The sequence below is a fragment of the Corynebacterium sp. 32222D000AT genome (genome assembly GCF_053546955.1).
On sequence record NZ_JBPPVW010000008.1, the window covers coordinates 28,330 to 54,609 of the forward strand.

General features: G+C 66.4%; 22 protein-coding genes. 9 read left to right on the top strand and 13 right to left on the bottom strand.

The genetic code is table 11. The features are described 5' to 3' along the window. Positions 1–6 precede the first annotated feature (6 nt). The 6 genes from ACEE23_RS06505 to ACEE23_RS06530 form a co-directional block, all read right to left on the bottom strand. Positions 7–954 carry a hypothetical protein gene (locus tag ACEE23_RS06505; RefSeq protein WP_368519726.1) on the bottom strand — a complete coding sequence of 316 codons (948 nt, stop codon included), beginning with the start codon at positions 952–954 and terminating at the stop codon, positions 7–9. After that, a complete protein-coding gene (locus ACEE23_RS06510; protein ID WP_368519725.1) occupies positions 944–2,749 on the bottom strand; it encodes a GmrSD restriction endonuclease domain-containing protein in 1,806 nt (601 codons plus the stop codon). Before ACEE23_RS06510 ends, ACEE23_RS06505 begins: the two co-directional genes overlap by 11 nt. A 21-nt stretch (positions 2,750–2,770) precedes the next feature. Next, complete coding sequence (locus tag ACEE23_RS06515) at positions 2,771–3,718, bottom strand: cation diffusion facilitator family transporter (RefSeq protein WP_368519724.1); 948 nt, start codon at positions 3,716–3,718, stop codon at positions 2,771–2,773. A gap of 49 nt (positions 3,719–3,767) precedes the next feature. Next, positions 3,768–4,784 (bottom strand): ketol-acid reductoisomerase, encoded by a 1,017-nt coding sequence (gene ilvC / locus ACEE23_RS06520; protein ID WP_368519723.1) that lies wholly within the window; start codon positions 4,782–4,784, stop codon positions 3,768–3,770. A 77-nt stretch (positions 4,785–4,861) separates the two neighbouring features. Next, positions 4,862–5,377 (bottom strand): acetolactate synthase small subunit, encoded by a 516-nt coding sequence (gene ilvN / locus ACEE23_RS06525; protein ID WP_368519722.1) that lies wholly within the window; start codon positions 5,375–5,377, stop codon positions 4,862–4,864. A gap of 2 nt (positions 5,378–5,379) precedes the next feature. Next, positions 5,380–7,215, bottom strand: coding sequence for an acetolactate synthase large subunit (locus ACEE23_RS06530; RefSeq protein WP_368521082.1), 1,836 nt, complete (start codon positions 7,213–7,215; stop codon positions 5,380–5,382). Positions 7,216–7,644: 429 nt separating this feature from the next. On the opposite strand from ACEE23_RS06530, the gene ACEE23_RS06535 reads away from it, so the two are divergent. The 4 genes from ACEE23_RS06535 (at position 7,645) to ACEE23_RS06550 (ending at position 12,672) form a co-directional block, all read left to right on the top strand. After that, positions 7,645–8,253, top strand: coding sequence for a PH domain-containing protein (locus ACEE23_RS06535; protein ID WP_368519720.1), 609 nt, complete (start codon positions 7,645–7,647; stop codon positions 8,251–8,253). Between the two features lie 96 nt (positions 8,254–8,349). Further along, positions 8,350–10,203 (top strand): dihydroxy-acid dehydratase, encoded by a 1,854-nt coding sequence (ilvD, locus tag ACEE23_RS06540; protein WP_368519719.1) that lies wholly within the window; start codon positions 8,350–8,352, stop codon positions 10,201–10,203. 49 nt (positions 10,204–10,252) lie between these two features. Beyond that, entirely contained in the window at positions 10,253–11,527 is a 1,275-nt protein-coding gene (locus ACEE23_RS06545; protein WP_448871747.1) for a glycosyltransferase family 87 protein, read from the top strand. Between the two features lie 146 nt (positions 11,528–11,673). Then, a complete protein-coding gene (locus ACEE23_RS06550) occupies positions 11,674–12,672 on the top strand; it encodes an HNH endonuclease signature motif containing protein (protein WP_368519717.1) in 999 nt (332 codons plus the stop codon). A gap of 133 nt (positions 12,673–12,805) precedes the next feature. Here the strand turns inward: ACEE23_RS06550 and ACEE23_RS06555 are convergent, their stop codons facing one another. Further along, a complete protein-coding gene (locus ACEE23_RS06555) occupies positions 12,806–13,978 on the bottom strand; it encodes a DoxX family membrane protein (protein ID WP_448871745.1) in 1,173 nt (390 codons plus the stop codon). A 149-nt stretch (positions 13,979–14,127) separates the two neighbouring features. Between ACEE23_RS06555 and ACEE23_RS06560 the strand changes: the two genes are divergently transcribed. Further along, positions 14,128–15,210 carry a glutathione S-transferase family protein gene (locus tag ACEE23_RS06560; RefSeq protein WP_368519715.1) on the top strand — a complete coding sequence of 361 codons (1,083 nt, stop codon included), beginning with the start codon at positions 14,128–14,130 and terminating at the stop codon, positions 15,208–15,210. An 18-nt stretch (positions 15,211–15,228) separates the two neighbouring features. On the opposite strand, the gene ACEE23_RS06565 is transcribed toward ACEE23_RS06560, so the two are convergent. Beyond that, on the bottom strand, positions 15,229–16,104 hold the full coding sequence (locus tag ACEE23_RS06565; protein WP_368519714.1) for a LysR family transcriptional regulator ArgP: 876 nt from the start codon (positions 16,102–16,104) through the stop codon (positions 15,229–15,231). A gap of 69 nt (positions 16,105–16,173) precedes the next feature. Here ACEE23_RS06565 and ACEE23_RS06570 point away from each other — a divergent pair, with 69 nt between their 5' ends. After that, on the top strand, positions 16,174–16,884 hold the full coding sequence (locus tag ACEE23_RS06570) for a LysE/ArgO family amino acid transporter (protein ID WP_368519713.1): 711 nt from the start codon (positions 16,174–16,176) through the stop codon (positions 16,882–16,884). A 49-nt stretch (positions 16,885–16,933) separates the two neighbouring features. Here ACEE23_RS06570 and ACEE23_RS06575 read toward each other — a convergent pair whose 3' ends face one another. Further along, complete coding sequence (locus ACEE23_RS06575) at positions 16,934–18,358, bottom strand: YkvI family membrane protein (RefSeq protein WP_448871742.1); 1,425 nt, start codon at positions 18,356–18,358, stop codon at positions 16,934–16,936. Positions 18,359–18,718: 360 nt separating this feature from the next. Continuing rightward, positions 18,719–20,224, bottom strand: coding sequence for an Asp-tRNA(Asn)/Glu-tRNA(Gln) amidotransferase subunit GatB (gene gatB / locus ACEE23_RS06580; protein WP_368519711.1), 1,506 nt, complete (start codon positions 20,222–20,224; stop codon positions 18,719–18,721). A gap of 66 nt (positions 20,225–20,290) precedes the next feature. Here gatB and ACEE23_RS06585 point away from each other — a divergent pair, with 66 nt between their 5' ends. Then, positions 20,291–21,082 (top strand): DUF4261 domain-containing protein, encoded by a 792-nt coding sequence (locus ACEE23_RS06585; RefSeq protein ID WP_448871740.1) that lies wholly within the window; start codon positions 20,291–20,293, stop codon positions 21,080–21,082. Between the two features lie 25 nt (positions 21,083–21,107). Here the strand turns inward: ACEE23_RS06585 and ACEE23_RS06590 are convergent, their stop codons facing one another. Both ACEE23_RS06590 and ACEE23_RS06595 read right to left on the bottom strand, forming a co-directional pair. Continuing rightward, positions 21,108–22,139 carry an ATP-dependent 6-phosphofructokinase gene (locus tag ACEE23_RS06590; RefSeq protein ID WP_368519709.1) on the bottom strand — a complete coding sequence of 344 codons (1,032 nt, stop codon included), beginning with the start codon at positions 22,137–22,139 and terminating at the stop codon, positions 21,108–21,110. A gap of 10 nt (positions 22,140–22,149) precedes the next feature. Beyond that, the gene (locus tag ACEE23_RS06595) at positions 22,150–23,586 is read right to left on the bottom strand and encodes an MFS transporter (protein ID WP_448871738.1); all 1,437 of its coding nucleotides are present in this window, start codon (positions 23,584–23,586) and stop codon (positions 22,150–22,152) included. Positions 23,587–23,666: 80 nt separating this feature from the next. Here ACEE23_RS06595 and ACEE23_RS06600 point away from each other — a divergent pair, with 80 nt between their 5' ends. Further along, positions 23,667–23,990, top strand: a complete 324-nt coding sequence (locus ACEE23_RS06600; protein ID WP_290225952.1) for a hypothetical protein — start codon at positions 23,667–23,669, stop codon at positions 23,988–23,990. A 32-nt stretch (positions 23,991–24,022) separates the two neighbouring features. Here the strand turns inward: ACEE23_RS06600 and ACEE23_RS06605 are convergent, their stop codons facing one another. Next, positions 24,023–25,084: a siderophore-interacting protein gene (locus ACEE23_RS06605; protein WP_368521077.1), complete on the bottom strand. Its 1,062-nt coding sequence runs from the start codon at positions 25,082–25,084 to the stop codon at positions 24,023–24,025. A gap of 165 nt (positions 25,085–25,249) precedes the next feature. On the opposite strand from ACEE23_RS06605, the gene ACEE23_RS06610 reads away from it, so the two are divergent. After that, positions 25,250–26,266, top strand: coding sequence for a formamidase (locus ACEE23_RS06610; RefSeq protein ID WP_368519706.1), 1,017 nt, complete (start codon positions 25,250–25,252; stop codon positions 26,264–26,266). The last annotated feature ends 14 nt before the right edge of the window (positions 26,267–26,280 follow it).

The following is a 26,280-nucleotide window of genomic DNA, read 5'->3' on the forward strand; positions in this document are numbered from 1 at the left end:
CCCTGGCTATGCAGCGGGAACGCCACTGGCAGGGCGCGGTTCCGACCAGCCTTCCCTAATTCTATCGGCTAACAGTTTTTCATCCCCGAATTCGGGGCCAAGAGCCACCAACGGGCCGTCTTCCATCCCCTCGACCATGGCCTGCGAAACCTTGGACTCCCGCGGGTCGGCCGTGGGCATCATCCGCACGCCCGCGCCATAGGATCGGGCGTTAGCTACCGATGCCACCGAGGCCGCCTCCGTGGCCACCACAATGGGCGCCATGTCCGCGTCGCGCCGCGACTGGGCCGGCAGCGGCACAGCCTCCTCGTCCTCGAGCCGCTCGAGCGGCTCCCAGGCCGCCTTCAGCTCCGTGCGGGTCCGCCCGTCCAGGTGCGCCACCGCGCGCGCCATGTTCTCCCGGTTGGCCACCACCTTGCTCTCAAACTGGAAGGCGGTGATCTGCCCCAGCGCCCAGGTGGTGCCCGGGTCCTGGATGAGGCGCACGGAGCCGGCCGAGGCCGTCATCGGCACCTGGCCGACCATCAGCGCCCGGTCCACGCCGAGCCGGGCCATCTCGGTATAGATATCGTTGCGGATGGACTCGTCGTAGACCAGCATGGGCGCGCGCTGGGACACCGCGATGGACGCCGCGCGCAGCTTAGAAGAATCCCGTTGATCGCTGATGACCAGGGTCGGCGACTCCGGGAAGAAATACCGGAGCGTTTCCAACCCGTACGGGTCCTCGAAGACGTGGAAGTGCCCCTTGAACTCCTCCTTGACCATACGGTTGCGGTTTTCGGCCGCCGCGTCGTCTAAGTTGATGTCGGATTCGGCCGGGGTCACCGAATCCGTGAGCACCGCCGTCGGCTGGTGGAGCACGTCGTGGCAGCCAGAAAGCGTCAGGCACAGCGCCACCGACGCGACATGGGCGGCGACGACTGCAGTGCGGGTGCGAACACCTTTAACGAACAAAGGCTTGCGGTCCTTCTTCTCCGGCAGTCAGATCGGCCTCATCCACGTCCCGACGCACCGGCTTGCCCATGGCGTATTCGATCATCGCCACCAGGCGCTGGCGGCGATCCCGCAGGAAACCGTCGAAATCGGCGGCCCACAGGTACTCCGGGTCGAGCTCGTGGCTGGCCAAAACGGCTGCGAACTCGTGGTCTTCCATTAAAGACTTGGATTGTACTCGGGGCAGGTAGCGCGCGGGCGAATAGCCGTCCAGAACCACCTCGGTGCGCTTGCCCATGGGCGCACGGTTGAGCACGGAGGCCGCCAGGGAGGCCGGCACCGCGTGCTTTTTCGCCCAGGCCAGGGGGAAGACCGGCTCGAAGCCCGGCTGCAGGTCCCCGATGGTCCCCCGGTTGAAAGGCTGGGCGGTGCGCCAGTCCCGCGCTCCCCTGCCCATGAGCAGAGCGTAGATGGCATGGAAGACCCCATCGTCCGGGCCGGCGGACAGCAGGCGGGACTCGCTAAACTGCGCGTCGCGCACCGTCTTCGGCGCCCGGTCGGTCTTACCCTCGACCCAGGCGGTGACCTCGTCGACGTCCCGGGCCGAGCGCAGCTTGACCGCCGAGGAGCCGTAGAGCTCCCCGAACACCCCGCACCAGAACCACTGGTTGAGCTTGTCCCAGGCCGCCTGGGCGCTCAAGACCCGGCCGTGCTCGCCGCGGGCCTCGGAAAGCTGGGCCAGAATCACCGCCAGGGGAACGATCTGGGCGCTATAGGGCACCTGCGCCAGCTCGAAGATGCACCGCTGCGATAGGAACTCGGCGACCTCCCGGAAGGTAATCCGCAGCGTCTCCGTGGCCTTTCGGTAGTCGGCCAGGCGCAGGTTCAGAATGTCCTCGCGCTGCCCGCGCGCGGGACCGCGGGAGCCGGTCACCAGCAAGGAGACCGCCGACAGGAACTGCGTACGGCCGATGCCGTCCAGCGCCGGGTAGTCCCGCAGCACCCGCTCAGTTTCCTCCCAGTCGCGGGCCAGCTGGAAGTCCGGGTCCTCGGCGGCGAAAACCGCGGTGAGCAGGTCGAAGACGTCCATCTGCAGGCCCGCGGCGTTGGCCTGGGCGAAAATTGAGCCCACGCCCGCCCGCGCCGTGTGGCGGGCCAGCCGGATAATCGGCGTGTTGTACCCGGTCAGCGGGGCCATCACCCGATGCTGGAAGGCTGCCAGCAGCGCCCGGTCGCCGTCGCCGGCCTGAGCGGCCATGTCGAAAAGCAGCGCGGGGCCCTCCTCCCCCAGCAACGCGGCGACCGGCAGGCAAAGGTTCGCCACCTGCTGGCTGCGCTCGTGCAGGTTGCTCTCGATGTCGGGACCGAAATGGGAGCGCACTGCCCCGGCCTGGTTGACGGCGAAAACCGCCTCGTCGGGCAGGAGGTCCCCGCGCACGGCGCTGCGCACGTCAACGAAGAAGCTGCGGGTAATCTTCTTGGAGCGAAAATCGGTGGTCTCCACCTCCCCCGAGCCCCGGAAGCAGTGGTAGAGGCTGGTCAGGCGCTGCTGGCCGTCCAGCAGCAACATGCCGGGGGCGTTGTCGGTGGCCGGCGCGCCGCTAATCCGGCGCGGGCGGAAGCGCTGCGGCTCGTTGCGCGTATCCAGGGCCATCATCGCCCCCATGGGATAGCCGCGCAGGACGGTCACGATGAGCGAGCGGATGCGGTCTTCGTCCCAGGCATAGGATCGCTGAAAATCGGGCAGCTGGATATCCCCGCGATCGATGCGGGCGAACAGGTCGGGCAGGTCATAGCTTGGCGTGGTGAAACCCATGCCGCCTAGCTTAACCCCGCCCTAATCGCCGTGCGAGTGCTCAGTACAGGTCGTCTCGTGCGCCTGGTGCCCGGGGTGCTCGAGCTGGATGGTCGAATGCTCGATGCCCATCTCGTGCAGGATCTCCTGCGCCCTATCCAGCACCGGCCCGGTGGAGAAATCGTCGTTGACCACCAGGTGGCAGGTCGCCAGCGCCTCGGTGCCGCTGACCGACCAGACGTGCAGGTCGTGGACGGCGCGCACCCGCGGGATTTCCTCCAACGCCGCGGCGATGTCCGCGACGTCGTAGCCGGCCGGCACTCGGGCCAGCAGCACGGACAAGGAAGCGCCCAGCAGCTTGATGGCGCGCGGGGCGACGATGGCGGCGATCACCAACGAGGCGATCGTGTCGGCGGCGCGCCAGCCGGTGAAGTAGATGATGACGGCGCCCGCGATCACGGCCACCGAGCCCAAGAGATCGGTTAGCACGTGCAGGAACGCGCCCTCGACGTTGAGGGAGGCGCTGCGCTGGCGGTGCAGCACCCAGGCGCTGGCCGCGTTAGCTAGCAGGCCGACGATGGCCACCCCGCCCATCACGTGCGGGTCCACCGCCTGGTCGTTGCCCAGGCGCAGCAGCGCGGAGACCACGATCCACACGGAGACGGCAACAACTGCCACGGCGTTGACCGCGGCGGCAAGGGCCTCCACTCCCCGATAGCCGTACGTCGCCCGAGCCGAGGCCGCCTTGCGGCCAATCACCACGGCAATAACGGCCAGGATGAGGCCGGTGGCATCGGAGAGCATGTGCATGGCGTCGGCCAGCAGCGCCAGCGAGCCGGAAACCACCCCGCCGACAATCTCCGCGAAGAACACCGTGCCCGTGATGGCGAGCGCTGTGACCAGCGCCCGCAGCGGGGTGTTCTGCGCGTCGATGCCGTGCGAGTGGTCGTGGCTGTGCCCACGACTGTGACCGTGGCCGTGCTTTGTCATACTCAATGAGTATAGCCGAAAAACCGGCTATTGAAAATAGATTGAAAATCTAGCGAGCGGTGTCGGTCAGCTCGACCTTAACCCAGCTCATCAGGTCGCGCAGCTGCGCGCCGGTCTTTTCAATCTGGTGGTCGGCGAACTCCTGGCGCAGGCCCTCCAGCTCCTTGTTGCCGCCCTCGACGTTGGCGATCAGGCGCTTGGTAAAGGTTCCATCCTGGATATCGGACAGGATGTCGCGCATGCGCTGCTTGGTGCCTTCGTCGATGACGCGCGGGCCGGACAGGTAGCCGCCGAACTCCGCGGTGTCGGAGACCGAGTAGTTCATGTTGGCGATGCCGCCCTCGAACATCAGGTCCACGATGAGCTTCATCTCGTGCAGGACCTCGAAGTAGGCCATCTCCGGCTCGTAGCCGGCCTCCACCAGGACCTCGAAGCCGGTCTTGATGAGGAACTCCGCGCCACCGCACAGGACGGCCTGCTCACCGAAGAGGTCGGTGACGGTCTCGGCCTCGAAGGTGGTCGGGATGACGCCGGCGCGGGCACCACCGATGGCGGCGGCGTAGGACAGAGCCAGGTCCTGGCCGTTGCCCTTCGGATCCTGCTCGACGGCGATCAGGCAGGGAACGCCCTTGCCGTCCAGGAACTGGCGGCGCACCAGGTGGCCCGGGCCCTTCGGGGCGACCATGCCGACGGTGATGTTCTCGGCCGGCTCAATCAGCTTGAAGTGGATGTTCAGGCCGTGGCCGAAGAAGAGGGCGTCGCCGTCGTGCAGGTGCGGGGCGATCTGGTTGTCGTAGATCTCCTTCTGGGAGGTATCCGGCGCCAGCAGCATGACCAGGTCGGCCCACTCGGCGGCCTCGGCGACGGAGGTCACCCGGAAGCCGGCCTCCTCCGCCTTGACGGCGGACTTGCTGCCGTCGCGCAGGCCGATGGTGACCTCGACGCCGGACTCGCGCAGGTTCTGCGCGTGGGCATGTCCCTGGGAGCCGTAGCCGATGATGGCTACCTTGCGGCCCTGGATGATGGACAGATCGGCGTCGTCGTCGTAGAAGGTCTGGATTGCCATGAGGTATTTACCTACTTTCCAAAAATGATGATGATGGGTGGAAAACTGTGGCCTAAACGGCCAGGGTGATTATTCGTTTATTTGGGTGGGGCCATCGCCTTGGGGCCGCGCGAGAGCGCCACATGTCCAGATTGCACTAGCTCGCGCACTCCGAACGGTTCCAACACGTCCAGCAGCGCTTGCAGCTTGCCGGGGGTGCCGGTGGCCTCCACAACCACGGACTCAGGCGCCACATCGACCACGCGGGCGCGGAAGATGTTGACCGCGTCGACCACCTGGGGCCGGTTTGCGTTGTTCGCTGCGACCTTGACCAACATGATCGCCCGCGCGACCGAGGAATCCTCTTCCAGCTCGACGACCTTGATGACCGGGATGAGTTTGTTGAGCTGCTTGGTAATCTGCTCGATAACAATCTCGTTGGCATCCGCCACGATAGTCAGGCGGTTAATGCCTTCGGTCTCCGTGCGCGCCGAGACGAAGGAGATTATGGAATAGCCGCGGCGGGTAAACATTCCCGCCACGCGGGAGATGATCCCCTCCCCGTCTTGGACGAGCACCGACAGCGTGTGCCGGGTGACATCGGTTGCTGCCATGGTTAACTCTCCTTTCCGGTCGCGTCCAAGTCCTTACTGGACTCTTCCGCGAACAGGGGCCGCAGCCCCTGGACGTATTGGATTTCCTCGTTCGATGCCCCGCCGCCGACCATCGGCCAGACCTGGGCGTCCTCGCCGACGATGAAGTCGATGACGACCGGGCGGTCGTTGATAGCGCGGGCCCGCTCGATAGCCGGGGCGACCTCCTCCTCGCAGGTGACCCGGATGGCTTCGCAACCCAGCGCCTGGGACAGCTGCACGAAGTCCGGCAGGAAGGTGCCGCCCTCGCGCAGCTTGGTGTGCGAGTAGTTGCCGTCGAAAAACAGCGTCTGCCACTGGCGCACCATGCCCAGGTTGCCGTTGTTGATGACCGCCACCTTGATGGGAAAGCCCTCGATGGCCGCGGTCGTCAGCTCTTGGTTGGTCATCTGGAAGCAGCCGTCGCCGTCGATGGCCCAAACCTCGCGGTCCGGGCTGGCGGCCTTGGCGCCCAGGGCGGCGGGCACCGCGTAGCCCATCGTCCCGGCGCCGCCGGAGTTAATCCAGCTGCGCGGGCGCTCGAAGTCGATGAACTGCGCGGCCCACATCTGGTGCTGGCCCACGCCGGAGCAATAGATTGCCTCCGGGCCGGCCAGTTTGCTCAGCTGCTCGAGCACGAACTGCGGGTTGAGCAGGCCGTCCTCGGTCGGCTCCCACCCGCGCGGGTAGCGCTCGCACAGGTCATCCAGGTAAGTACGCCAGCGGTCCAGCTCCGGCAGTTCGGGCTGGCGCGGGCCCTGGAACCCCCGCAGCAGCTGGTGGAGGACCTCGCGGGCATCGCCCACGATGGGGATATCCACCTCGCGGTTCTTCCCAATCTCGGCCGGGTCGACGTCCGCATGGATGACGCGGGCCCCCGGCGCAAACGATGCCGTATCGCCCGTCACCCGGTCATCAAACCGGGCGCCAATGGCGATCAGCAGGTCGGAGCGCTGCATGGCCGCGACCGCCGGCACCGTTCCGTGCATGCCGGGCATGCCCAGGTGCTGCGGGTGCGACTCGGGGAACGCGCCCAGCGCCATCAGCGTGGTGACCACGGGGATGCCGGTGAACTCGGCGAATTCCCGCAGTTCCTTTTCAGCGTTGGCCTTAATAACGCCGCCGCCGACGTAAAGCACCGGCTTGCGGGACTCCGAAATCAGCTGGACCGCCTGGTTGATCTGGCGCGCGTGTGGGCGGGTGACCGGCTTGTAGCCGGGCAGCTCGAGGCGCGTCGGGGCCGTGTAGTCCAACGTGCCGTTTTGCACGTCCTTCGGGATATCGACCAGCACGGGGCCCGGGCGGCCCGTCGACGCCAGGTGGAAGGCGGCGGCGATAGCCCCGGGGATTTCCTCGGGCGTGGCGACGATGAAGTTGTGCTTGGTAATCGGCATCGTGATGCCCCGGATGTCCGCCTCCTGGAAGGCGTCGGTGCCCAACAGGTTGGACCCGACCTGGCCGGTGATGGCGACCACGGGGACGGAATCCAGCATGGCGTCGGCCAGCGGCGTGACCAGGTTGGTCGCGCCCGGGCCGGAGGTAGCGATACACACCCCCACCTGCCCGGAGGCCTGGGCGTAGCCCTCGGCCGCGTGGCCGGCGCCCTGCTCGTGCCGGGTCAGCACGTGGCGCAGGCGGCTCGAATGGGCCAGCGCGTCGTACAACGGGAGCACAGCGCCACCCGGGATGCCGAATACCAGCTCGGTTCCGAGATCCTCTAGCGTGCGGACGATTGCCTCGGCTCCGGTGAGCCTTTCACGAACAGGGGTGCCGGTTCGAGCGGCCACGGAAGCGGGCGTGGGAGTGGGTGAAGCTGCCACGGTAGATTCGCTCCTTTTTGCATTTAAGTGTTGACTGGGTTGACTAGGTTGTCTGGGTTGTTGGTCGTTGTGGTTGGTGATTGTCGGCTACTACCTCCTGGGTGCGAGGCGATGATCATTGCCGGCCGGGGTCTGCCGATACGACAAAGCCCCCGGCGGGAACCTGCCTCTGGTGGTTCCGCGTCGAGGGCGCTTGGCGTATACGACAACAGTTAGCCGCTACGGCGAGCGCCGCTCGGGTACGAGTACTAGCTGAAGTCGAATAATGATCATGTCCTGCATCATACACAGCCGAAAATTTGCGACAACCCCCTTACCCCTAGCCGGGGTTATCTCACGCTTTGAAATTAATTCCGTCACGATTGACCATACAATGAAACGCGTCGCGGGTTTTCCCACGCTAACCCCCGTCCACTAGCATGGATAGCCATGAGCACACCCCAGCGCCGACCTTCCCGTAACAACCGCCCGGCCCGCCCGGAGGAAGCGAATAAAAATCGCACCAACCAGGCACCCGCCGGGACGGCCGAGCAAACCACGGTCTTTCGACCGGAGCGCACCAATCTGCTCGCCATCGTCTTGCTCACCGCCATCGCAATCCTCATCATCTCCTGGAAGCCGCTGGTCTTGGGCTGGCTGCTGATCATCCCCGCGCTGGCCTTCTGGTGGGTGCTGCGGGCGCGCACCACGGTGGGCGAGGCCGGCATCGCCATCCGCTACGCCTTCCGCGGGGATGCCCGGCTGTCCTGGGACGAGTTCGCAGGCATCGGCTTCAAGCGCGCGCACGCCTTCGCCGCGACCCACGCGGGCCGGAAATTCAACCTTCCGGGGGTAACCTTTAATTCACTCCCCGACCTGGCGCGGGCCTCCCGCGGGCGCATCCCGGACGCGCTCAGCGCAGGTAAGAAGGCCGCCGACGACAAGGTCGTGGTCATCCACCGCGACGGGCAGCAGGTTCTCATGTCCAAGGAGGAGTATGCTGCCTACCAAGCCACCGAGGGCGACTCGGCCACCCACACTGAGTCCAACCCCAACTAGGCGCGCGGCCACCCCATCCGCGCACGCGGTACGGCTTTGCCTCTTCTTTCCTGATATCCCCGTGTGCCTGTAGAAAGGTCAAGGCTTTAGACCCCCATGTACCCGCTGCGCTCAAAAACCACCACTGTAGGCCGTCAAGCCGCCGGCGCCCGCGCCCTCTGGCGCGCGACCGGTACCGCCGAGAACGACTTCGGCAAGCCCATCGTGGCCATCGCCAACTCCTTTACCCAGTTCGTGCCCGGCCACGTGCACCTGAAAAACGTCGGTGACATCGTCGCCGAGGCCGTCCGCGCCGCCGGCGGGGTGCCCAAGGAGTTCAACACCATCGCTGTCGACGACGGCATCGCCATGGGCCATTCCGGCATGCTCTACTCGCTGCCCAGCCGCGAGATCATCTCCGACTCCATCGAGTACATGGTCAACGCCCACACCGCCGACGCCCTGGTCTGCATCTCCAACTGCGACAAAATCACCCCGGGCATGCTGAATGCCGCCCTGCGCCTGAACATCCCCACCATCTTCGTCTCCGGCGGGCCGATGGAGGCTGGCAAGGCCGTCGTCGTCGACGGCGTGGCCCACCAGCCCACCGATCTCATCACCGCGATCACGGCCTCGGCCTCCGACGCGGTTTCCGATGCCGCCCTAACCACCGTCGAAGAATCCGCCTGCCCCACCTGCGGCTCCTGCTCCGGCATGTTCACCGCCAACTCCATGAACTGCCTGACCGAGGCCTTGGGCCTGGCCCTGCCCGGCAACGGCACGACCCTGGCCACCCACGCCCAGCGCCGGCGCCTGTTCGAGCAGGCCGGCGAAAAGATCGTCGAGCTGTGCCAGCGCTACTACGGCGAGGAAGACGACCGGATGCTGCCGCGGAGCATCGCCAGCAAGGCCGCGTTCACCAACGCCATGGCGCTGGACATGGCCATGGGCGGCTCCACCAACACGATCCTCCACACGCTGGCCGCCGCCCAGGAAGGCGACGTCGACTTCACCCTGCGCGACATCGAGGCCATCTCCGACCGCGTGCCCTGCCTGTCGAAGGTCGCGCCGAATGGCGTGTGGCACATCGAAGACGTCCACCGCGCCGGCGGCATCCCCGCCATCCTGGGCGAGCTGCGCCGCGCCGGCCACCTCGACACCACCGTCCACACGGTCTGCTACGACGACGCCAACCAGTGGCTCGACGACTGGGACATCCGCGGCGGGAACCACATCCCGGACGCCGAGGAACTCTTCTACGCCGCGCCCGGCGGGGTGCGCACCACCGAGCCCTTCTCGACGTCGAACCGCTGGTCCTCGCTGGATACCGACCAGCAGGACGGCTGCATTCACTCGGCCGAGCACGCCTACTCCGCCGACGGCGGCCTCGTGGTCCTGCGCGGCAACCTGGCCCCCGACGGAGCCGTCATCAAGGCCGCCGGCGTCGAGGAGGAGCTGTGGGGGTTCAGCGGCCCGGCCCGCGTGGTCGAGTCTCAGGAGCAGGCCGTCTCCGCCATCCTCAACAAGGAGGTACAGGCAGGCGAGGTGCTGGTCATCCGCTACGAAGGCCCCTCCGGCGGCCCCGGCATGCAGGAGATGCTCCACCCGACCTCCTTCCTCAAGGGCGCCGGGCTGGGCAAGAAGTGCGCGCTGATCACCGACGGGCGCTTCTCCGGCGGCACCTCGGGGCTGTCCATTGGGCACATCTCGCCCGAGGCCGCCCACGGCGGGCTCATCGGGCTGATCGAAAACGGCGACACCATCCACATCGACGTGCGCTCCCGCCGCCTGGAGCTGGCCGTCGCCGACGATGAGCTGGCCCGCCGCCGCGCCGCCCAGATGGAGCGGGAGCACCCGTTCACCCCGGTGGACCGCAACCGCCCGGTGACCAAGGCGCTGCGCGCCTACGCCGCCCTGGCGACCTCCGCCGACCGCGGCGCCGTCCGCGTGGTCGACGGCCACGTCCACTAGGCCACGTCGATCGCCCCGGGGCGCGGGCGTCTCGCCTAAACTCTCCGGGGTGAATACCCAACGCCGCGTACCGCCACTACTGGCCTATCTCCTCATCGCCGCCGGGCTCCTCGGCGGCATCGGGAAGACCATCGCCCACACCCTGATCACCGACTTCCCCGTCGACATGATCATCTACCGGGAAGGGGTCAAGGCCTTCCTGTCGGGCGGCGAGGTCTACTCGCAGCCGATGTATGCCGGCGACATCGCCCTGCCGTTCATCTACCCTCCCTTCGGCGCCCTAGTGATGGTGCCGCTGGCCGCCTTCGAGTGGATGAGCGACGACCTGGCCGGCGACATCATGATCGTGCTGTCCGACCTGCTGCTGCTCGCGTGCATCTACTTCGTCGCCCGCGCCATCCTGCCGGCGATGGCGCGCCGCAACTTCCTCGCGGTCGTCTTCGTGGTCTGGGCCGTGGTGCTGGGCTTCGAGCCGGTGGAGCTGAACAACGGTTTCGCGCAGATCAACATCGCCGTCATGGCCTTGGTGGTCTTCGACCTCGTGCCGCGCAAGCGCTACCTGCCGCAGGGCTGGCTCATCGGCGTCGCGGCCGCCATCAAGCTGACCCCTGCGGCCATGCTGCTGTATTTCCTGGTCCGCAAGGAAGTCAAGCCGATTGTCACCGCTGCCGTCTCCGGCGTCGTCGCCACGGCCCTGGCGGCGGCCGTGCGCTGGGATGTCTTCGTCGAGTTCTTCTTCGGCAAGATGCTCGCCATGGGTTCCGGCGACGATTTCGGCGTCGGCACCGCCTACCAGTCCAACAGCTCGTGGAAGGGCGTGCTCGAGCGCGCGTTCACCTCCGCCGAGGCCGCCAAGGCCCACGGCACCTTGCTCAACGTCGCCTGGCTGGTGGGCGCCCTAATCATCATCGGCGTCGGCGCCTGGCTCATGCGCAGCCTCCTTAGCCGCGGCCTGGCTATCGATGCCGCCCTCACCGCCTCCGTCGTCATGCTGCTCATCTCTCCGGTGTCTTGGTCGCACCACTGGGTCTGGCTGGCACTCATCCTGCCGGTTCTCGCCTACCGCGCGTGGTCGTGGCGGCACCAGACCTGGGTCGCCGGCAGTCTTATCGCCGTCGTGGCCGCCTGGGCCTTCTGCTTGCTCACGATGCCACCCAAGTGGTGGTTCGGCGACGACATCAACGTCTACGGGCTTAACACCATGCAGAAGTTCCTGGTGAGCGACTTCGTGTGGATGATCATCATCGCCGGCGCCCTCTACGCCTACTGCGCACTGAAACAGCCGCGGCAGGAGTTATCCACAGGCACGCGCACCGAAGTGTGACGGACTCAACTCCCTTCGCGCCAAAGTCGGGGTTATCCACAGGCAGGCGCGTTGACGCGTCATCAAAAATGGCGTTTTTGGGCGAGTTATCCACAGGTTCAGGTTTTTACTTGTCGGGGTTGACGGGCGGGCTTAGCGTGTGAGGCATGACGACGACAGCCATAGACACTTTGAAAGCAGCGCACTCTATCTTCGCGGACGGGATTTCCTACTTGGGCCTGTGCCGCGAGCTGAGACTGCCCGCCCTGAAGGCTGTCATGTCGGACGTTGCCGCGGCCGCCCACTACCGCGCCTGCCAGACCTTCTTCGGACACACCACGTATACGCGCAAGCAAGCCGATGCGAGGAAAGGCGCCGCGGAATCCGGACACCACTTAGATACTTTGCTGGTGTTAGACAACGCCTTCCGCCGGGTGCGACACAAAGGCCACGCCTGGGCCATGCTCATAGAACTCTGCAACACCCCCGGCACCACCAAACAACTCCGCCGCCTTGCCAACCAAAAGGTCCTAGAGCTTAACCGCCCGGCCCCACCGGCCGAAGGCGTGCGCGTGACCCGCTGCAAAGACGGACCGAGTACTTTTTCTATCACCGGCGACCCTGAGCTGGTGGAAAACCTCTGGGCGTCGATTAAGACCATCCCCGACGTGGAAGCCTTGTTCAGCGGCGGGCTGAACAAGCAACCGAAAGCCACCCACGTGGTGATCTCGCTTCCTGATTGGGTGCAAATCCTGTCCGGTGATGGGGATGAGATCACCCTGCAGCTAACCAACGGCACCACCATGACCGGTGCCGAGTACGTCCGCCAATGCTTGCTGGACGCGGGCCTGGCCACCCTGGTGGACCCTAGGCGCGGCCCGGTCAACCACTACCGCTTCCAGCGCCACGCTTCACCGAAGCAGAAGGACATGGCCAAGGCCGAGACCACCACCTGTGCGTGGCCGAACTGCCGCAAGCCGGCCGATGAGTGCCAGGTCCACCACATCCACCCCTGGGCCGATGGCGGCGAGACCAACCAGGAGAATCTCACCTTGTTGTGTGAGTTCCATAATTCGTGGAACGACGACGACCCCGCCTACCCCAGACACGGGCGGGTCAATCGAAGACACGGCAAGGTGACCTGGGACCCGCCCTGGGGCGGCTGACACTGGGGCGGCGGGCATAAATCCCGCCGCGGGGCTGGCATAAAGCCAGCCGAGCCACAAGGAACGGCCAGCCAAATACACTGAAAGGCGCCACGGACCACGTCCGTAGCGCCTACTCGGCGTGCCTTAAGGCCTAGTGCAGCGGATTGACCCCTGCGCCGAACCACCAGATAGCCCCCAGGGCGACCAAGCCCAGGATGATGAAGACCCACGAGGACGCCAGCGGGCGACGCACCCACGAGCGACCAAAGTCCAGCGACATAACACCCGGGCCGGTGAACTGAACGCCCAGAGCGATAACGAACAACACGACCGACAGCCATACCGACTCCGGCCAGTTAAAGACGTTGAGCCCGGCCCCAGAGACAGCGAGGGCGTACAGGGCGGTGAACCCGGTGACGAGCGTCGCGAGCATCGCCGCGACCGGCGTCAACAGACCCAAGACGAGGAAGGCGCCAGCGACCAACTGGACGACCGGCACACCGATGCCCAGAATGTTGGCCCACGGATAACCCGCGAACTGCTCGGTGACCTCGCTAAGGCCGGCAGAATCGCCGAGCTGCAGTAGCGGGCGCAGCCCCGCCAGGATGAGGTACACGCCCAAGCCGAGGCGGACCAGCAAAAGGCCGAAATCGATGGTGCCACGCTTAGCGGAGGCCGTGGTTTCGGGGGCCTCGGTCGGGTCGGTGGCATCGGCAGCGCCGGCGTAGAGGGGCTGCCCGTCGGCGTCGTACTGCTCGCCGGCCGGGACCTGGGAGGTCGCGGCGTAGTCCGGCTCGTTCGGATCCAGCGCCATGGTCTCCTGCGGCGCGGCGGCCGGCTGGTAGCGAGTGGCAGGCTCGTCGGCGCGGCGCTCGGCGAAGTCGCGATCGGCAAAGGCCTCGGACTCGCGCGGCTCGCGGTCCAGCTGGACGGTCGGATCCGCGGCGGCGGCCGGCGCACCCGTGGCACTGAAGGCGGTGGTCTCAGCCCCCTGGCCTGCCGACCTCACCTCGGGAGCCTCCTCCACACCCGGCTCGGGCGTGGTAGCGCGGGGCTCGATGTTCTGCGGCTGGGCGCGGCCGGCGCGCTCGAAGAGGGAGCTGCGCTTCGGCGCGGGCTTGCTCGGGGCACCTGCCTGGGCGGACTCGCTGGTCTCGCCAGGCTTGGCGGCCTGGCCGAACTCGGTGGTCTCCGGGGCATCGTCGCGCTTTAGGGGACGCGCGGTGCCGCGGCCGGAAGACTGGGAGGGCCCAGTGTAGGTGGGAACGTCGTCAAAGTCATCGCCTAAGGCTCGGGCGTTATCTGGCTTGTTGTTCTGGGTCATAACTGCCAACTTAGGCCAGCTAAGCGTCAGTCTGGACCACCGTTATCGGCGCGCCGCGACATCGTCTGCAAATCGAGCCCCTTTCACCTTTGTTGACACGTCACGCTTTTGGGTACACTAGAGTTATTAGCCAACACCAAGGAGGAACCATGACCGACAAGAACCAGGACTGGGCCGGCGACCCGCACAACGCTTCCCCGGACGGCGAATTCGTCCGCGACACCAACTACATCACCGACCGTTTTGTCGCCGGTATCACCGAGCGCCAGAACAACGACGACGGCACCGTCAGCTGGCCAATGGCCGCCGACCGCTACCGGCTTATCGCCGCCCGCGCCTGCCCGTGGGCGCACCGCTCCGTCATCACGCGCCGCCTGATGGGCCTCGAGGACACCCTCTCGCTAGGCCTGGCCGGCCCGACCCACGACGTGCGCTCCTGGACCTTCGACCTGGATCCCGATGGCGTCGACCCAGTGCTTCGCATCCCCCGCCTGCAGGACGCCTACTTCGCCCGCTTCCCCGACTACCCGCGCGGGATCACGGTACCTGCCATCGTGGAGGTCGCCAGCGGGAAGGTCGTGACGAACGACTACGACAGCATCGTGCGCGATTTCATCACCGGGTGGACCGACTTCCACCGCGCCGGCGCCCCGAACCTCTACCCCGCCGAGCACGCGGCCGAAATCGACGAGCTCAACGAGTACATCTTCCGCAACATCAACAACGGCGTCTACCGCTGCGGCTTCGCCGGCAGCCAGGAGGCCTACGAAAAGGCCTACGCGGACCTCTGGGAGGCCCTCGACTGGGTCGAAGAGCGCCTGGGCCAGCAGCGCTACATGGTCGGCGAGCACCTCACCGAGACCGATATCCGCCTCTTCGTCACGCTGGTGCGCTTCGATCCGGTCTACTACTCGCACTTCAAGTGCTCCCGCCACAAGACTTCCGAGCTGCCGAACATCCGCGGCTACCTGCAGGAGCTTTTCCAGATCCCGGGCTTCGGTGACACCACCGACTTCACCGAGATCAAGCAGCACTATTTCATCGTGCACAAGGAAGTAAACCCCACCCAGGTTGTCCCGGTCGGCCCGGAGATGTCCTGGCTGGCCCAGCCGCACGACCGCGACCGCTTCGGCGGCGCCCCCTTCGCCGAGGGCACCACGCTGCCCGGCGCCCTGCCGAAGGGCGAGGAGCTCAAGAACCCGGAGCCCTTCCAGGAAGAGCTCTTCGGCTAAGCCGCGCTAGGCAACGGGCTAAGCAACTAGCCCCTCCCCGGCGGCGCGCACGACGGAGTCCGTGAGCTCCTCGAGCACCTCGGATTCTAGCCGCCAGCGCTGCCAGTACAGATCGACGTCCAGCGGATCACCGTCGAGCAGCACCACCTGCCCGCTGTCGAGCAGCGGCCGCGCCTGGGCCTCGGCCACCAACCCCCAGCCCAGGCCCGCGCGGACGGCCTCGACGTAGCCCTCGGCCGAGGGAATCTCCGAGATATTAGCCCGGATGACGTGCGAGTCGATGAAGCGTTCCTGCATGGCATCGTCGAGCACTTGGTCGTGCGGGCCGTACATCACCACCGGCATCTGCGTCCACGAAATACCCTCCACCGTCCGATGCCGCCGCGCCAGCCCCGGTGCCGCCACGGCGACCAGCCGCTGCTTGCCCAGGTACGTCGACTCGCAGCCGCTCACCGGCAGCTCCTCGCGGGTTACCGCGCCGAGGACGTCGCCGCGGCGGAGCATCGCCAGCGTGCGAGCCTCGTCCTCAATCAGCAAGCGCAACGATGCCTTGCCCCCGTCGGCCACGTCCTCCAGCACCGGGCGAAACCAGGTCGCCAGCGAGTCGGCGTTCACGGCCACCGACAAGGGGACGCGCGCCAGGCGTTTCTGCAGGCGGGCATTGGTCTCGGCCTGGACCAAGGCCATGCGGCGGGCGGCTTGGACGAGGACTTCGCCGGCATCGGTAGCCATCACCGGCGTGGAGCGCCGCAGCAGGACGCGGCCCGTGCTGGTTTCCAGGGCTTTGACGCGCTGGCTAACCGCGGAGGGTGATACCCCTAACACTCGGGCGGCGCCGTCGAAGCTGCCTTCGTCCACAATTGCCAGCATAGTTTCCAGATGAAGCGGGTTCATGAAGCATAGCTTAACTATATTTAGTCTGATTAACTAGACTTCACTTTCGCGCGGCGGCACACTAGAGATATGTCGATCATCGTTGCTGGCTTCGCCCTGGGTATCTCCCTTATCGTCGCTATCGGGCCCCAGAATGCCCTCCTGCTCAAACAGGGCATTCGCCGCCATGCGATTGGCGTGGTGATTGCTATCTGCGCGGCCAGCGACATCATCATGATTCTCGGCGGCACCGCCGGCGTCGGCTTCTTGGTCGACCGCTTCCCTTGGGCGCTGACCATCCTCAAATACGCGGGCGCGGCCTACCTGGCCTATTTCACCTTCCTGTGCTTCCGCGACGCCCTCACCCCCGACGGCAAGGCCCTCGACGCGGACACGCCGCCCAACAAGACCGAGGAGATCGAATCCTTCGGCACCTCCCCCGACGCCCGCGGCGGCGTGGCCGCCGTGGCCACGAAGACCCGCCGGGTCATCCGCCGCCAGATGCAGGAAAAGACCTGGCTCAAGCCAGCCCTGGCCGCCGTGGCCATCTGCTGGCTCAACCCGGCCGCTTACGTCGACGTGCTCGTCATGTTGGGCGGCGTGGCCAACCAGTACGGCCCCGACGACCGCTGGCTCTTTGCCGGCGGCGCCATCTGCGCCAGCCTCGTCTGGTTCCCTACCATCGGCTACGGCGCGGCCAAGTTCTCCGACGTTCTGGCGCAGCCGAAGGTCTGGCGGGTCATCAACTTCGCCATCGGCTGCATCATGATTGGCCTGACCATCAAGCTGCTGATGCACTAAACGCCCCGCCGGAGAGCTCGTCTCCGCGGGGCGCCGGTCCGGCTTTTAGTTAGTTCTTCTGCTCGCTAGTGGAAGCGTCGGTGCCGGTGGTCTCGGCATCGTCGGCCTCGGGGTCACCGGAGGCGCCGGTTTCCTCGATCCACTGCTTGATTTCTTCCTCGGAGCGGCCTTCCTCAACGTTGTCGCGCTCGGTGTAGTAGCTGACGTCGTTGCGCTTCTCGTCGTACTCCTCGAGGTCGAAATCGACTTCCTCGTCGTTGTCGAGGTCGTCGGTGACCTCGTCGACGATGTCGTTGTAGAGCTCCTCGCGTTCCAGGTTGGAGTCGACCAGCTGCTGGCCGATCTCGTCGTCGTAGCGCGCGGCGTCGTACTCCTTGTCCGGGTGCAGCTTCAGGTGCAGCAGGGCGCGGATGCGCTCGCGGCGCACGCCCTCGTCCTTAATCTGGGACTGGCTGCGGAACCAGGCGAAGACCAGGATGGCCACCATGACAATGCCCATGTAGCCGATGACCGGGTAGACGTAGTTCATCAGGGTCTTGAAGCCGGCGAAGGAGACCCCGAAGCCAGCCAGGCAGCCCGCGACGAAGATGACGCGGTAACGGCCCTCGTGGCCGGCGGACAGGCGCTTACCCAGCGCGTAGAACATGCCGATGGCGGTGTTGAAAATCATCAGGTAGATGATGACGGCCATGATGCCGCCCAGCACGGAGCCCATCTCGTCGACGAGCATCAGCATCGGGATGTCGGAGTCGCCGATCTTGTCGGCGTTCATCAGCAGGGAGAAGCCCGCCATGCCTATCATGATGAAGTAGATGACGCCGCCAATGATGCCGCCCAGGCCGGCCTCGCGCGGGCTGATGTTGTCGCCGCCGATGACCAGGGACATGGACACGGCCAGCATCAGGGCCAGGCCGTTGTAGTTCAGGGCAGAAACCAGCCAGTTGCCGATAGGCGAATCAATCTGGCCGGAGTGCTCCATGGCCAGGGTGACGTCCTCGGGCATGCTGAACAGCGTGTAGATGAAGACCAGGATGACCGCGATGATGATGGTCGGGGTCAGCGCGCCGATGACCTTGGAAACCTTGTCGACGTCCAGCATGCCGCACACCAGCACGAGGATGAGCATCAGCAGGGAGCCGACCCAGGCCGGCCAGCCGAACTGCTGCTCCATGTTGGAGCCGGCGCCGGCGAGCATCACGAAGCCGATTGCGAACAGGGTGATGACCACCGCGATATCCAGCAGCTTGGAAACAATCGGGTGGGTCACGCGGCGGAAGACGGTGTTGTGCTCCGAGGCGTGGAAGTAGCTACCCAGCTGCAGGAAGACGGTGCCAGCCAGCGTCATGATGATGCCGGCGACGATGATGCCCCACACGCCGTTGGCGCCGAAGGAGGTGAAGTATTGCACGATCTCCTGGCCCGTCGCGAAGCCGGCGCCAACCAGCAGGCCGACGAAGGCCAAGGCGATGCTCATTGATTTGGTAATAGACACAACTTTCCTAGTTCTGCTAGACAATGATCAAGTCTCAAGCGCGCACCCGACGGCCAGGGGCCCTGCCAGAAAGCGGCGGGCCCAGCCAGCCTCAGCCCGCCGCGGCCCGAGGGAGCAAGCATACAACTCAACCTCCGGCGCAGCGGATTGGCGCGCGCTGTCGTCCCAAAGCATAACGCACCTGTCCGCGCCGCCTGGTGTGCACTGTAGCTAGTCCACCCCTACCTGTGAGACACCTAACGCTTGGCTGGGACTTTCGGCAGGAAAGGCCCCGGAATACGCCAAAGAACCGCGGATATCATTTTGATAACATCCGCGGGTCCTGGCTGATAACTGTGCGGTCTAGTTGAGCTTCTCCGCGATCAACTTGTTGACCTGGCCCGGGTCAGCCTTGCCCTGGGTGGCCTTCATGACTGCGCCCACGATGGCGCCGGTGACCTTCTTGTTGCCGGCCCGGTACTTCTCCACGATGTCCGGGTTGGCGGCCAAGGCGTCGTCGACGGCCTTCTCGATGGCGCCGTCGTCGCGGACGACCTCCAGGCCGCGCGCGGCGACGACCTCGTCGACGTCGCCCTCGCCAGCCAGCACGCCGTCGACGGCCTGGCGAGCCAGCTTGGTGGTCAGCTTGCCCTCGGCCACCAGGGCGCACACGCGGGCGACCTGCTGCGGGCTAATCGACAGATCGGCCAGGGCCACTCCCTGTTCGTTGGCCTTGCCGGAGAGGTAGGCCACCCACCAGGAGCGGGCATCGGAGGCCGGGGCGCCAGCCTCGACGGTGTCGACGATGAGGTCGAGGGCGCCGGCGTTGACCAGGTCGCGCATCTCCTCATCCGTCAGGCCCCACTCCTTCTGGATGCGGGCGCGGCGGACCCACGGCAGCTCCGGCAGCGTGGCGCGGATTTCCTCGACCCACTCGCGCGGGGCGATGACCGGCGGCAGGTCCGGGTCGTTGAAGTAACGGTAGTCCTCGGCGGTCTCCTTGGGGCGCCCCTTGGAGGTGGTGCCGTCGGCCTCCTGGTAGTGGCGGGTCTCCTGGACGATCTCGCCGCCGTCCTCGATGACCTGGGCCTGGCGCTGCATCTCAAAGCGCACGGCCTGCTCGACGGACTTCAGCGAGTTGATGTTCTTGGTCTCTGTGCGTGTACCAAACTCCTCCTGGCCGATGGGGCGCAGGGACAGGTTGGAGTCCACGCGCATGGAGCCCTGGTCCATGCGGGCATCGGACACGCCCAGGGCGGCGACCAGGTCGCGCAGGGCGGAGACGTAGGCCTTGGCGACCTCGGGGGCGCGCTCGCCGGCGCCGATGATCGGCTTGGTAACGATCTCGATCAGCGGGATGCCGGCACGGTTGCAGTCCACCAGGGACTTCGTCGCGCCGTGGATGCGGCCGTCGGCGCCGCCCAGGTGGGTCAGCTTGCCGGTGTCTTCCTCCATGTGGGCGCGCTCGATCTCGACGCGCCACTCAGTGCCGTCCTCGAGCTGGACGTCCAGGTAGCCGTCGTACGCGATGGGCTCGTCGTACTGGGAGATCTGGTAGTTCTTCGGCTGGTCCGGGTAGAAGTAGTTCTTCCGGGCGAACCGGGAGGACTCCGCGATGGAGCAGTTCAGCGCCAGCCCAATCTTGATGGCCCATTCCACGCCCTTGGCGTTAACGACCGGCAGCGCGCCCGGCAGCCCCAGGGACACCGGGTCCACGTTGCTGTTCGGAGCGGCGCTGAAATTGGTGGCCGAGGTGGAAAACATCTTGGTTTCGGTATCCAACTCGACATGCACTTCCATGCCCATGACGGGTTCAAACTTTTCCAAGACCTCATCGAAGTCCATCAGGTCATACATCGCAGCAGTCATGCGTGCCATCTTAGTACGTTATTTTTCTTCGCCGGCAACTGGTCTTTTTTGCCTATGCTGGGGCGCATGGATACCCCGAATAGCGTCGGCTCGGACCTCGTCAATGCCCCCTTGGTCAACGTCGTCTATTGCCGCAACTTACCCACCGCGAAAGACTTAGCCGCCGCCGTCCGCGACACCTTCGGCGACCAGCTCAGCCCGCTGGAGCCCGGCCCGAACCCGCAGCTGCAGGTGGCCCAGGCCCGCGACTGCACCATCACCTTCAAGCTTATCGATGCCGCCCCCGACCTTTCCGAGGTCGAGCCCCACCCGGAGCTCAACGACGGCTCGGTCGACGTGTCCAGCGCCACCAGCTACGTACTCGTCACGGTCTTCCCCGACAACGCGCACCTCGAGCGCGGCAAGAAATACCGGGAGGACCGCCTGCGCCAGCTCAACATGCTGTCGGTGGCCACCCTCGCCGCGCTTAAAACCCCGGGCGCGCTCGCGGCCTTGGTGCCGCGGGCCGGGGTGACCATTAGCGCGCCGCGCTTTATCCAGCTGGCCGATAGCGGCGAGCTGGCGATGACGGCCGCGGGCGTGTGGGTACGCCCCTCCGAGGACGCCGATCGCTGGTACGCCTACTCCGTCGGGCTCATCCAGGCCGGCCACCCGGAGGTGCAGATTCGCAACGCGCCCGGGGATCCCAACGATTTCTACGCGGTACTGCGCGGGCTCGTTTCTTATGTGCTGGACGGCAACACCGCCCGCGCGGGCGACTCCCTGACCATCGCCGAGGACCGGCCGGCCATCACCGTGGCCGAGGACAGCTGGGTCGTGGACCCGCAGCTGCCGGCGCTGCGCCTCGACGTCGCGTAGGCGCTTACCCTACCGCGGGCCCGCGCTAGCCGAAGAGCGCCTTGGCGGTGGCGTAGCGGGCGGGCGGGACGACCTTGAGCTCGCCGACGGCATCGGCAAGCGGGACCAGCTCAATCTTTTCCCCGTGCAGGGCCACGCACTGGCCGGACTTGCCGGCGTGGGCGGCGCGGGCCGCGTGGACGCCGTAGCGCGTGGCCAGCACGCGGTCGTAGGCGGTCGGGGTGCCGCCGCGCTGGATGTGACCGAGCACCGTGGTGCGCACGTCGTAGCCGGTGCGGCGCTTGATTTCGTCGCCGATAACCTGGCCGATGCCGTTGAAGGTCTGGTGCCCGAACTGGTCGGTATCACCCTCGGTAAATTCCATGGTCCCCTCCTTCGGGAGGGCGCCTTCGGCCACGCAGATGATCCCGTACTTCTCCCCCATCTGGAAGCGGCGCTCCATGGCCTTGGTGATTTCGGCGATGTCGAAGGGTTCTTCCGGGATGACGGTGTAGTGCGCGCCGCCAGCCATGCCCGCGTGCAGCGCGATCCAACCAACGTGGCGTCCCATGACCTCCACGATGAGGATGCGGTTGTGGGACTCGGCGGTGGTGTGCAGGCGGTCGATGGCGTCGGTGGCCACGGAAACGGCCGTGTCGAAGCCGAAAGTAAAGTCGGTGGCGTTGACGTCGTTGTCGATAGTCTTCGGCACGCCGATGACAGGGATACCGTTGTCCGCCAGCCACTGCGCGCCTTTTAGGGTGCCCTCGCCGCCGATGGCGATGAGCGCGTCGACGCCGGCGTCGGCGAGGTTTTCCTTAATTTGGCCCAGGCCGGCCTTGAACTTGTCCGGGTGCAGGCGGCCGGTGCCCAGGATGGTGCCGCCGCGCAGGAGGATGCGGTCAATCTCGGCGTCGTCGTAGAGGTCGCGCCGGCGGTCTTCCATAAGCCCTACCCAGCCGTCTTCGTATCCGACCACCGTGTCGCCGAATTCGCTAGAGGCGGTGCGCACCACGGCGCGGATTACTGCATTCAGCCCGGGGCAGTCGCCGCCGGAGGTCAAGGTGGCAAGTCGCATGCTAACCAGCTTAACGCCTCTTGGCCTCCGCTGCCCCGCCGTGCAACGTATCCCGGAAGAAGCTGACCGTCACCAGGCCCGCGGCCAGCGCCGCGATGATCGCCCAGAGGGAGTGCGCCAGACCGGCGCCCAGGCCGAAGGCGGCCTGCCCGGCCTGCATGGCCGCCGAGACCACCGCCACGCCGATCACCGAACCGACCTGCCGGGCGGTGTTGTAGGCGCCGGAGGCGGCCCCCATGAGCGTGGGCGGCAGGTCGCGCATGGCGGTCGCGGAGTTGGTCCCCCAGATAAACGACTGACCCAGGCCCAGTAGCCCCAGCGGCAGGGCCAGCCACGCGGCCGCGTGCCCGCCAAGCATCACCCACCACGCAAGGACGAAGGATCCGAGCGAGACCGCGAATCCGAACTGCGACAGCGCCCGCGGGTGCAGCTTGTCCACCAGGATGCCGGCGAACGGGGTCACCAGCATGGAGACCACCGCCATGGGCACCACGATGAGCCCGGCCTGGTTGGCCGGCAGGTCCTGCACGTCCTGCATCCACATCATCATCGGCAGCATCATGGCCGCGGCCATAAAGCCCATGGTGGAGATGGAGGCCACGCCCAGGCTGTAGTTGCGGTCGGCAAAGAGCGCGGGCGGGATGAGCGGCTCGGTGCCGCGCTGGCCGGCCGTGGCCTGCAGGCGGGCGAAGACGATAATCCCGGCGATGCCGGCCGCCAGTAGGGCCCAGACCCACCAGCGCCAGCCGAGCTCGGGGCCCTGCTGGACGGCGAAGACGATGGCGGCCATGGCGACGAGGGAGACGGCGGCGGAGGTGGCATCGATAGCCCGGGCGACCGTCGGCAGCTTCGGCACCCAGCGGGTGGCCAGGATGATGGCGGCCGCCGCAAAGGGCAGGTGGAGCCAGAAAACGCCGTGCCAGCCGACCAGGCTGACCACCAGCCCGCCGGCCACGGGGCCGGTCAGCGAGGCCAGCGAGCCGACGATGCCCCACACGCCGAGTGCGCGGCCGCGGCGCTCGCGGGCGAAAACGCGGTTGATAACGGACATCGTCTGCGGCATCTGGATCGCGGCGCCCAAGCCTTGGACGGCGCGGGCGGCGATGAGCCATTCGATGCTGGGCGAGAGCGCGCACAGCAGCGCGCCGACGGCGAAGAGCCCCACGCCGAGGCGGAACATCAGCCGCTGGCCGTAGATATCGCCCAGGCGGCCGGTAAACAGCAGGGGGACCACGACGGCCAGCAGGTAGATGGACGAGACCCACATCGTCTGGTTGATGGTTGCTCCCATGTCTGCGGCGATGGCCGGCAGCGCCACGGCCACCATGGTCTGGTCCAGCAGGGAGATGAAAAACCCGAGGCTCAGCGCGATCATCGCGCGCCACGCCTGCGGTTCGGGCAACACCGTCGATGCCGCGGGCTGCTGCGGGGTTCTATCACGCGTCATGGACAACGAGTCTAGCCCTCCGGGCAGGCCGGCTTCCGAAACTGTTTACCGCGGGTCGCCGGGCGGACTAGGGTGGTGGCATGGGAATGATTGATATCAAGAAGCCAGAAAACGTCAGCACCGCCACGACGGTCACCCTGGGCCTTATCGGCGGTTGGGTCACGGCCAAGGAGACGGGCGTGCGCCCGCTGGGCGGCGTCATCCTGGGCGCCGCTGGCCTGTGGGCGGGCCGCTCCTGGGCGGCCAAGACGAATGCCGCCACCACCGCCGGCCTGTCGGCGCTCTACCTGGGCGCATTCGGCGCCTCGCACCCGCTGGCCAAGAAGATCGGCGCCTGGCCGTCCGTCTTGGCCGTGACCGCCGCGACCGCCGGCGCCGCCTACGCTCTCTCGGACGCCAAGTAGCCGAGAGGAACGCTTCTGCGCGGTCGGATTAGCTAATCCGCCGCGCCTTTTTCTTCGGCTTCCATCGCCGCGACGAATTCGCCCTTGGTGGACTGCCACAGGTCCTCGGTCATGCCGAGGCGCCAGTAGCCGGAGATGGACACGTCGGCCTTATCGACGCCGTTTTCCTTGAACAGGAAGCGGCGCAGGTCCTTAATCATCTCGGCCACGCCGTGGATGAACCAGCTGGTGCGGCCAGCCGGGATGCCGTGGTTGCGGACCGCGGCGGCCAGCGGCGCGCCCGGGGTCGCGCCGTTGCGGTAGACCCACTGGACGGTCGCCCCCGGGCGCTCGGGCATCTCGATCTCGTGGCCGGGGGCCTCGACCTCGACGAAGGCGGTCGCCTGCGCGCCCGCCGGCAGCTTCTCTAGGGCGGCGGCGACGGCCGGGGCGGCCGACTCGTCGCCGGCCAGGACGAAGGTGTCGTAGCCGGGCTCGGGCTTCCACTTGCCACCGGGGCCGGCGAACCCGAACTCGTGGCCCACCTCGACGTCGCGGGCCCAGGGGCCGGCGAGGCCGGCATCGCCGTGCAGGACGAAGTCGACCTCGCACTCCCCCGTCTGCGTGTCGACGCTGCGCAGGGTATAGGTGCGCGTGACCGGGCGCAGGTGCCGCGGCTGGTTGGCGCGGGCCTCGGCTAGGTCGAAGGGCCAGGCGTAGTCCGCGCCCTCGGGCACGAAGAGGATCTTGATGTAGTGATCCGTCTTGTCGAGGTCCTGGCCCACCAGGTCCGGCGCGGAGATAGTCAGGCGCACCATGTCGGGGGAAATCTGGCGCTTAGCGGTGACGGTGGCGCCGTGCGCCTTGCGCTTCGGCTTGCGCGGCGCCGGCGCCTGGCCCGCGGCCGCGGCGGCCTTTTCCTCGCGTCGGCGCAGCTTGGCCGCCCGCTTTTCTTCCTTGCGGGCACGGCGGGAATCGTAGTGGGCGTGGTCCTGCCCGGCCTGGAAACCGCGCTCGAAGCCGCTGTCAAAGCCGGCCCCGAAGCCTTGGGTAAAGCCGGCCTGAAAACCGGCACGGTACGGGTCGTCAGGGATGTATGCAGAATTCTCGCTCATTTGGGTAAGGCTACCCTACAGAAATTTTTCTCGCTAGGGCCCAATAGTCACCAGCTGCGCAGTCTGGTCAGCGAGATCACCACCGGCCGCGAGACACGACTGTGCCGCGAGTCACACTATAGGCTGGGGCGCGCACCACCCATTCAACCCCAAGGAGTGATTTCCATGTCCAGCACCGGTAGCGTCAGCGCCTCCCCCAACGGCCTGTTGATGGCCCTCATCCAGTACCCCGTCCCCGTGGTCAACCACCCCGACGACGTGCAGCGCAACGTCGACGAGATTTGCCGCATGGTAGCCAGCACCAAGGCCGGCTACCCGGAGCTCGACCTCATTGTCTTCCCCGAGTACTCCTCGTCCGGACTCAACACCAAGATCTGGTCCTACGACGAGTTCCTCATCGGCCTCGACGACCCCAAGGTCGAGCAGTACAAGGCCGCCTGCCGCGACAACGACGTCTGGGGCGTGTTCTCTATCATGGAGCCCAATCACGAGGAGGGCAAGCCGCCGTTTAACACCGCCATCATGATCGACAACACCGGCGAGATTGCCCTGCACTACCGCAAGCTGCAGCCCTGGACCCCGATCGAGCCCTGGTACCCGGGCGACCTCGGCATGCCAGTGGCCGACGGCCCGAAGGGCTCCAAGATTGCCCTGAACATCTGCCACGACGGCATGTTCCCGGAGCTGGCCCGCGAGGCCGCCTACAAGGGCGCGAACGTCTACATCCGCATCTCCGGCTACTCCACCCAGACCCAGGACTCCTGGATCATGACCAACCGTTCCAACGCCTACCAGAACCTCATGTTCACCGCGTCGGTGAACCTGGCCGGCTACGACGGCACCTTCTACTACTTCGGCGAGGGCAACGTCTGCAACTACGACGGCGGCATGATTTCCGAGGGCCACCGCAACCCGGGCGAAATCGTTACCGCGGAGATCTACCCCGCGCTCGCCGACCAGGCCCGCCAGAACTGGGCGCTGGAGAACAACATCTACAACCTAGGCAACCGCGGCTACGTCGGCTACCCCGGCGGCAAGACTGAAAACTACCTGACCTGGGTCCGCGACCTAGCCAACGGCGAATACAAGCTGCCGTGGGACGACAAGGTCCGCATCAAGGACGGCTGGAAGTACTACCCGGATGGCCCTCAGCTAGGCCCGCTGCCGGACGAGTACAAATAAGGTGACGAACCCTA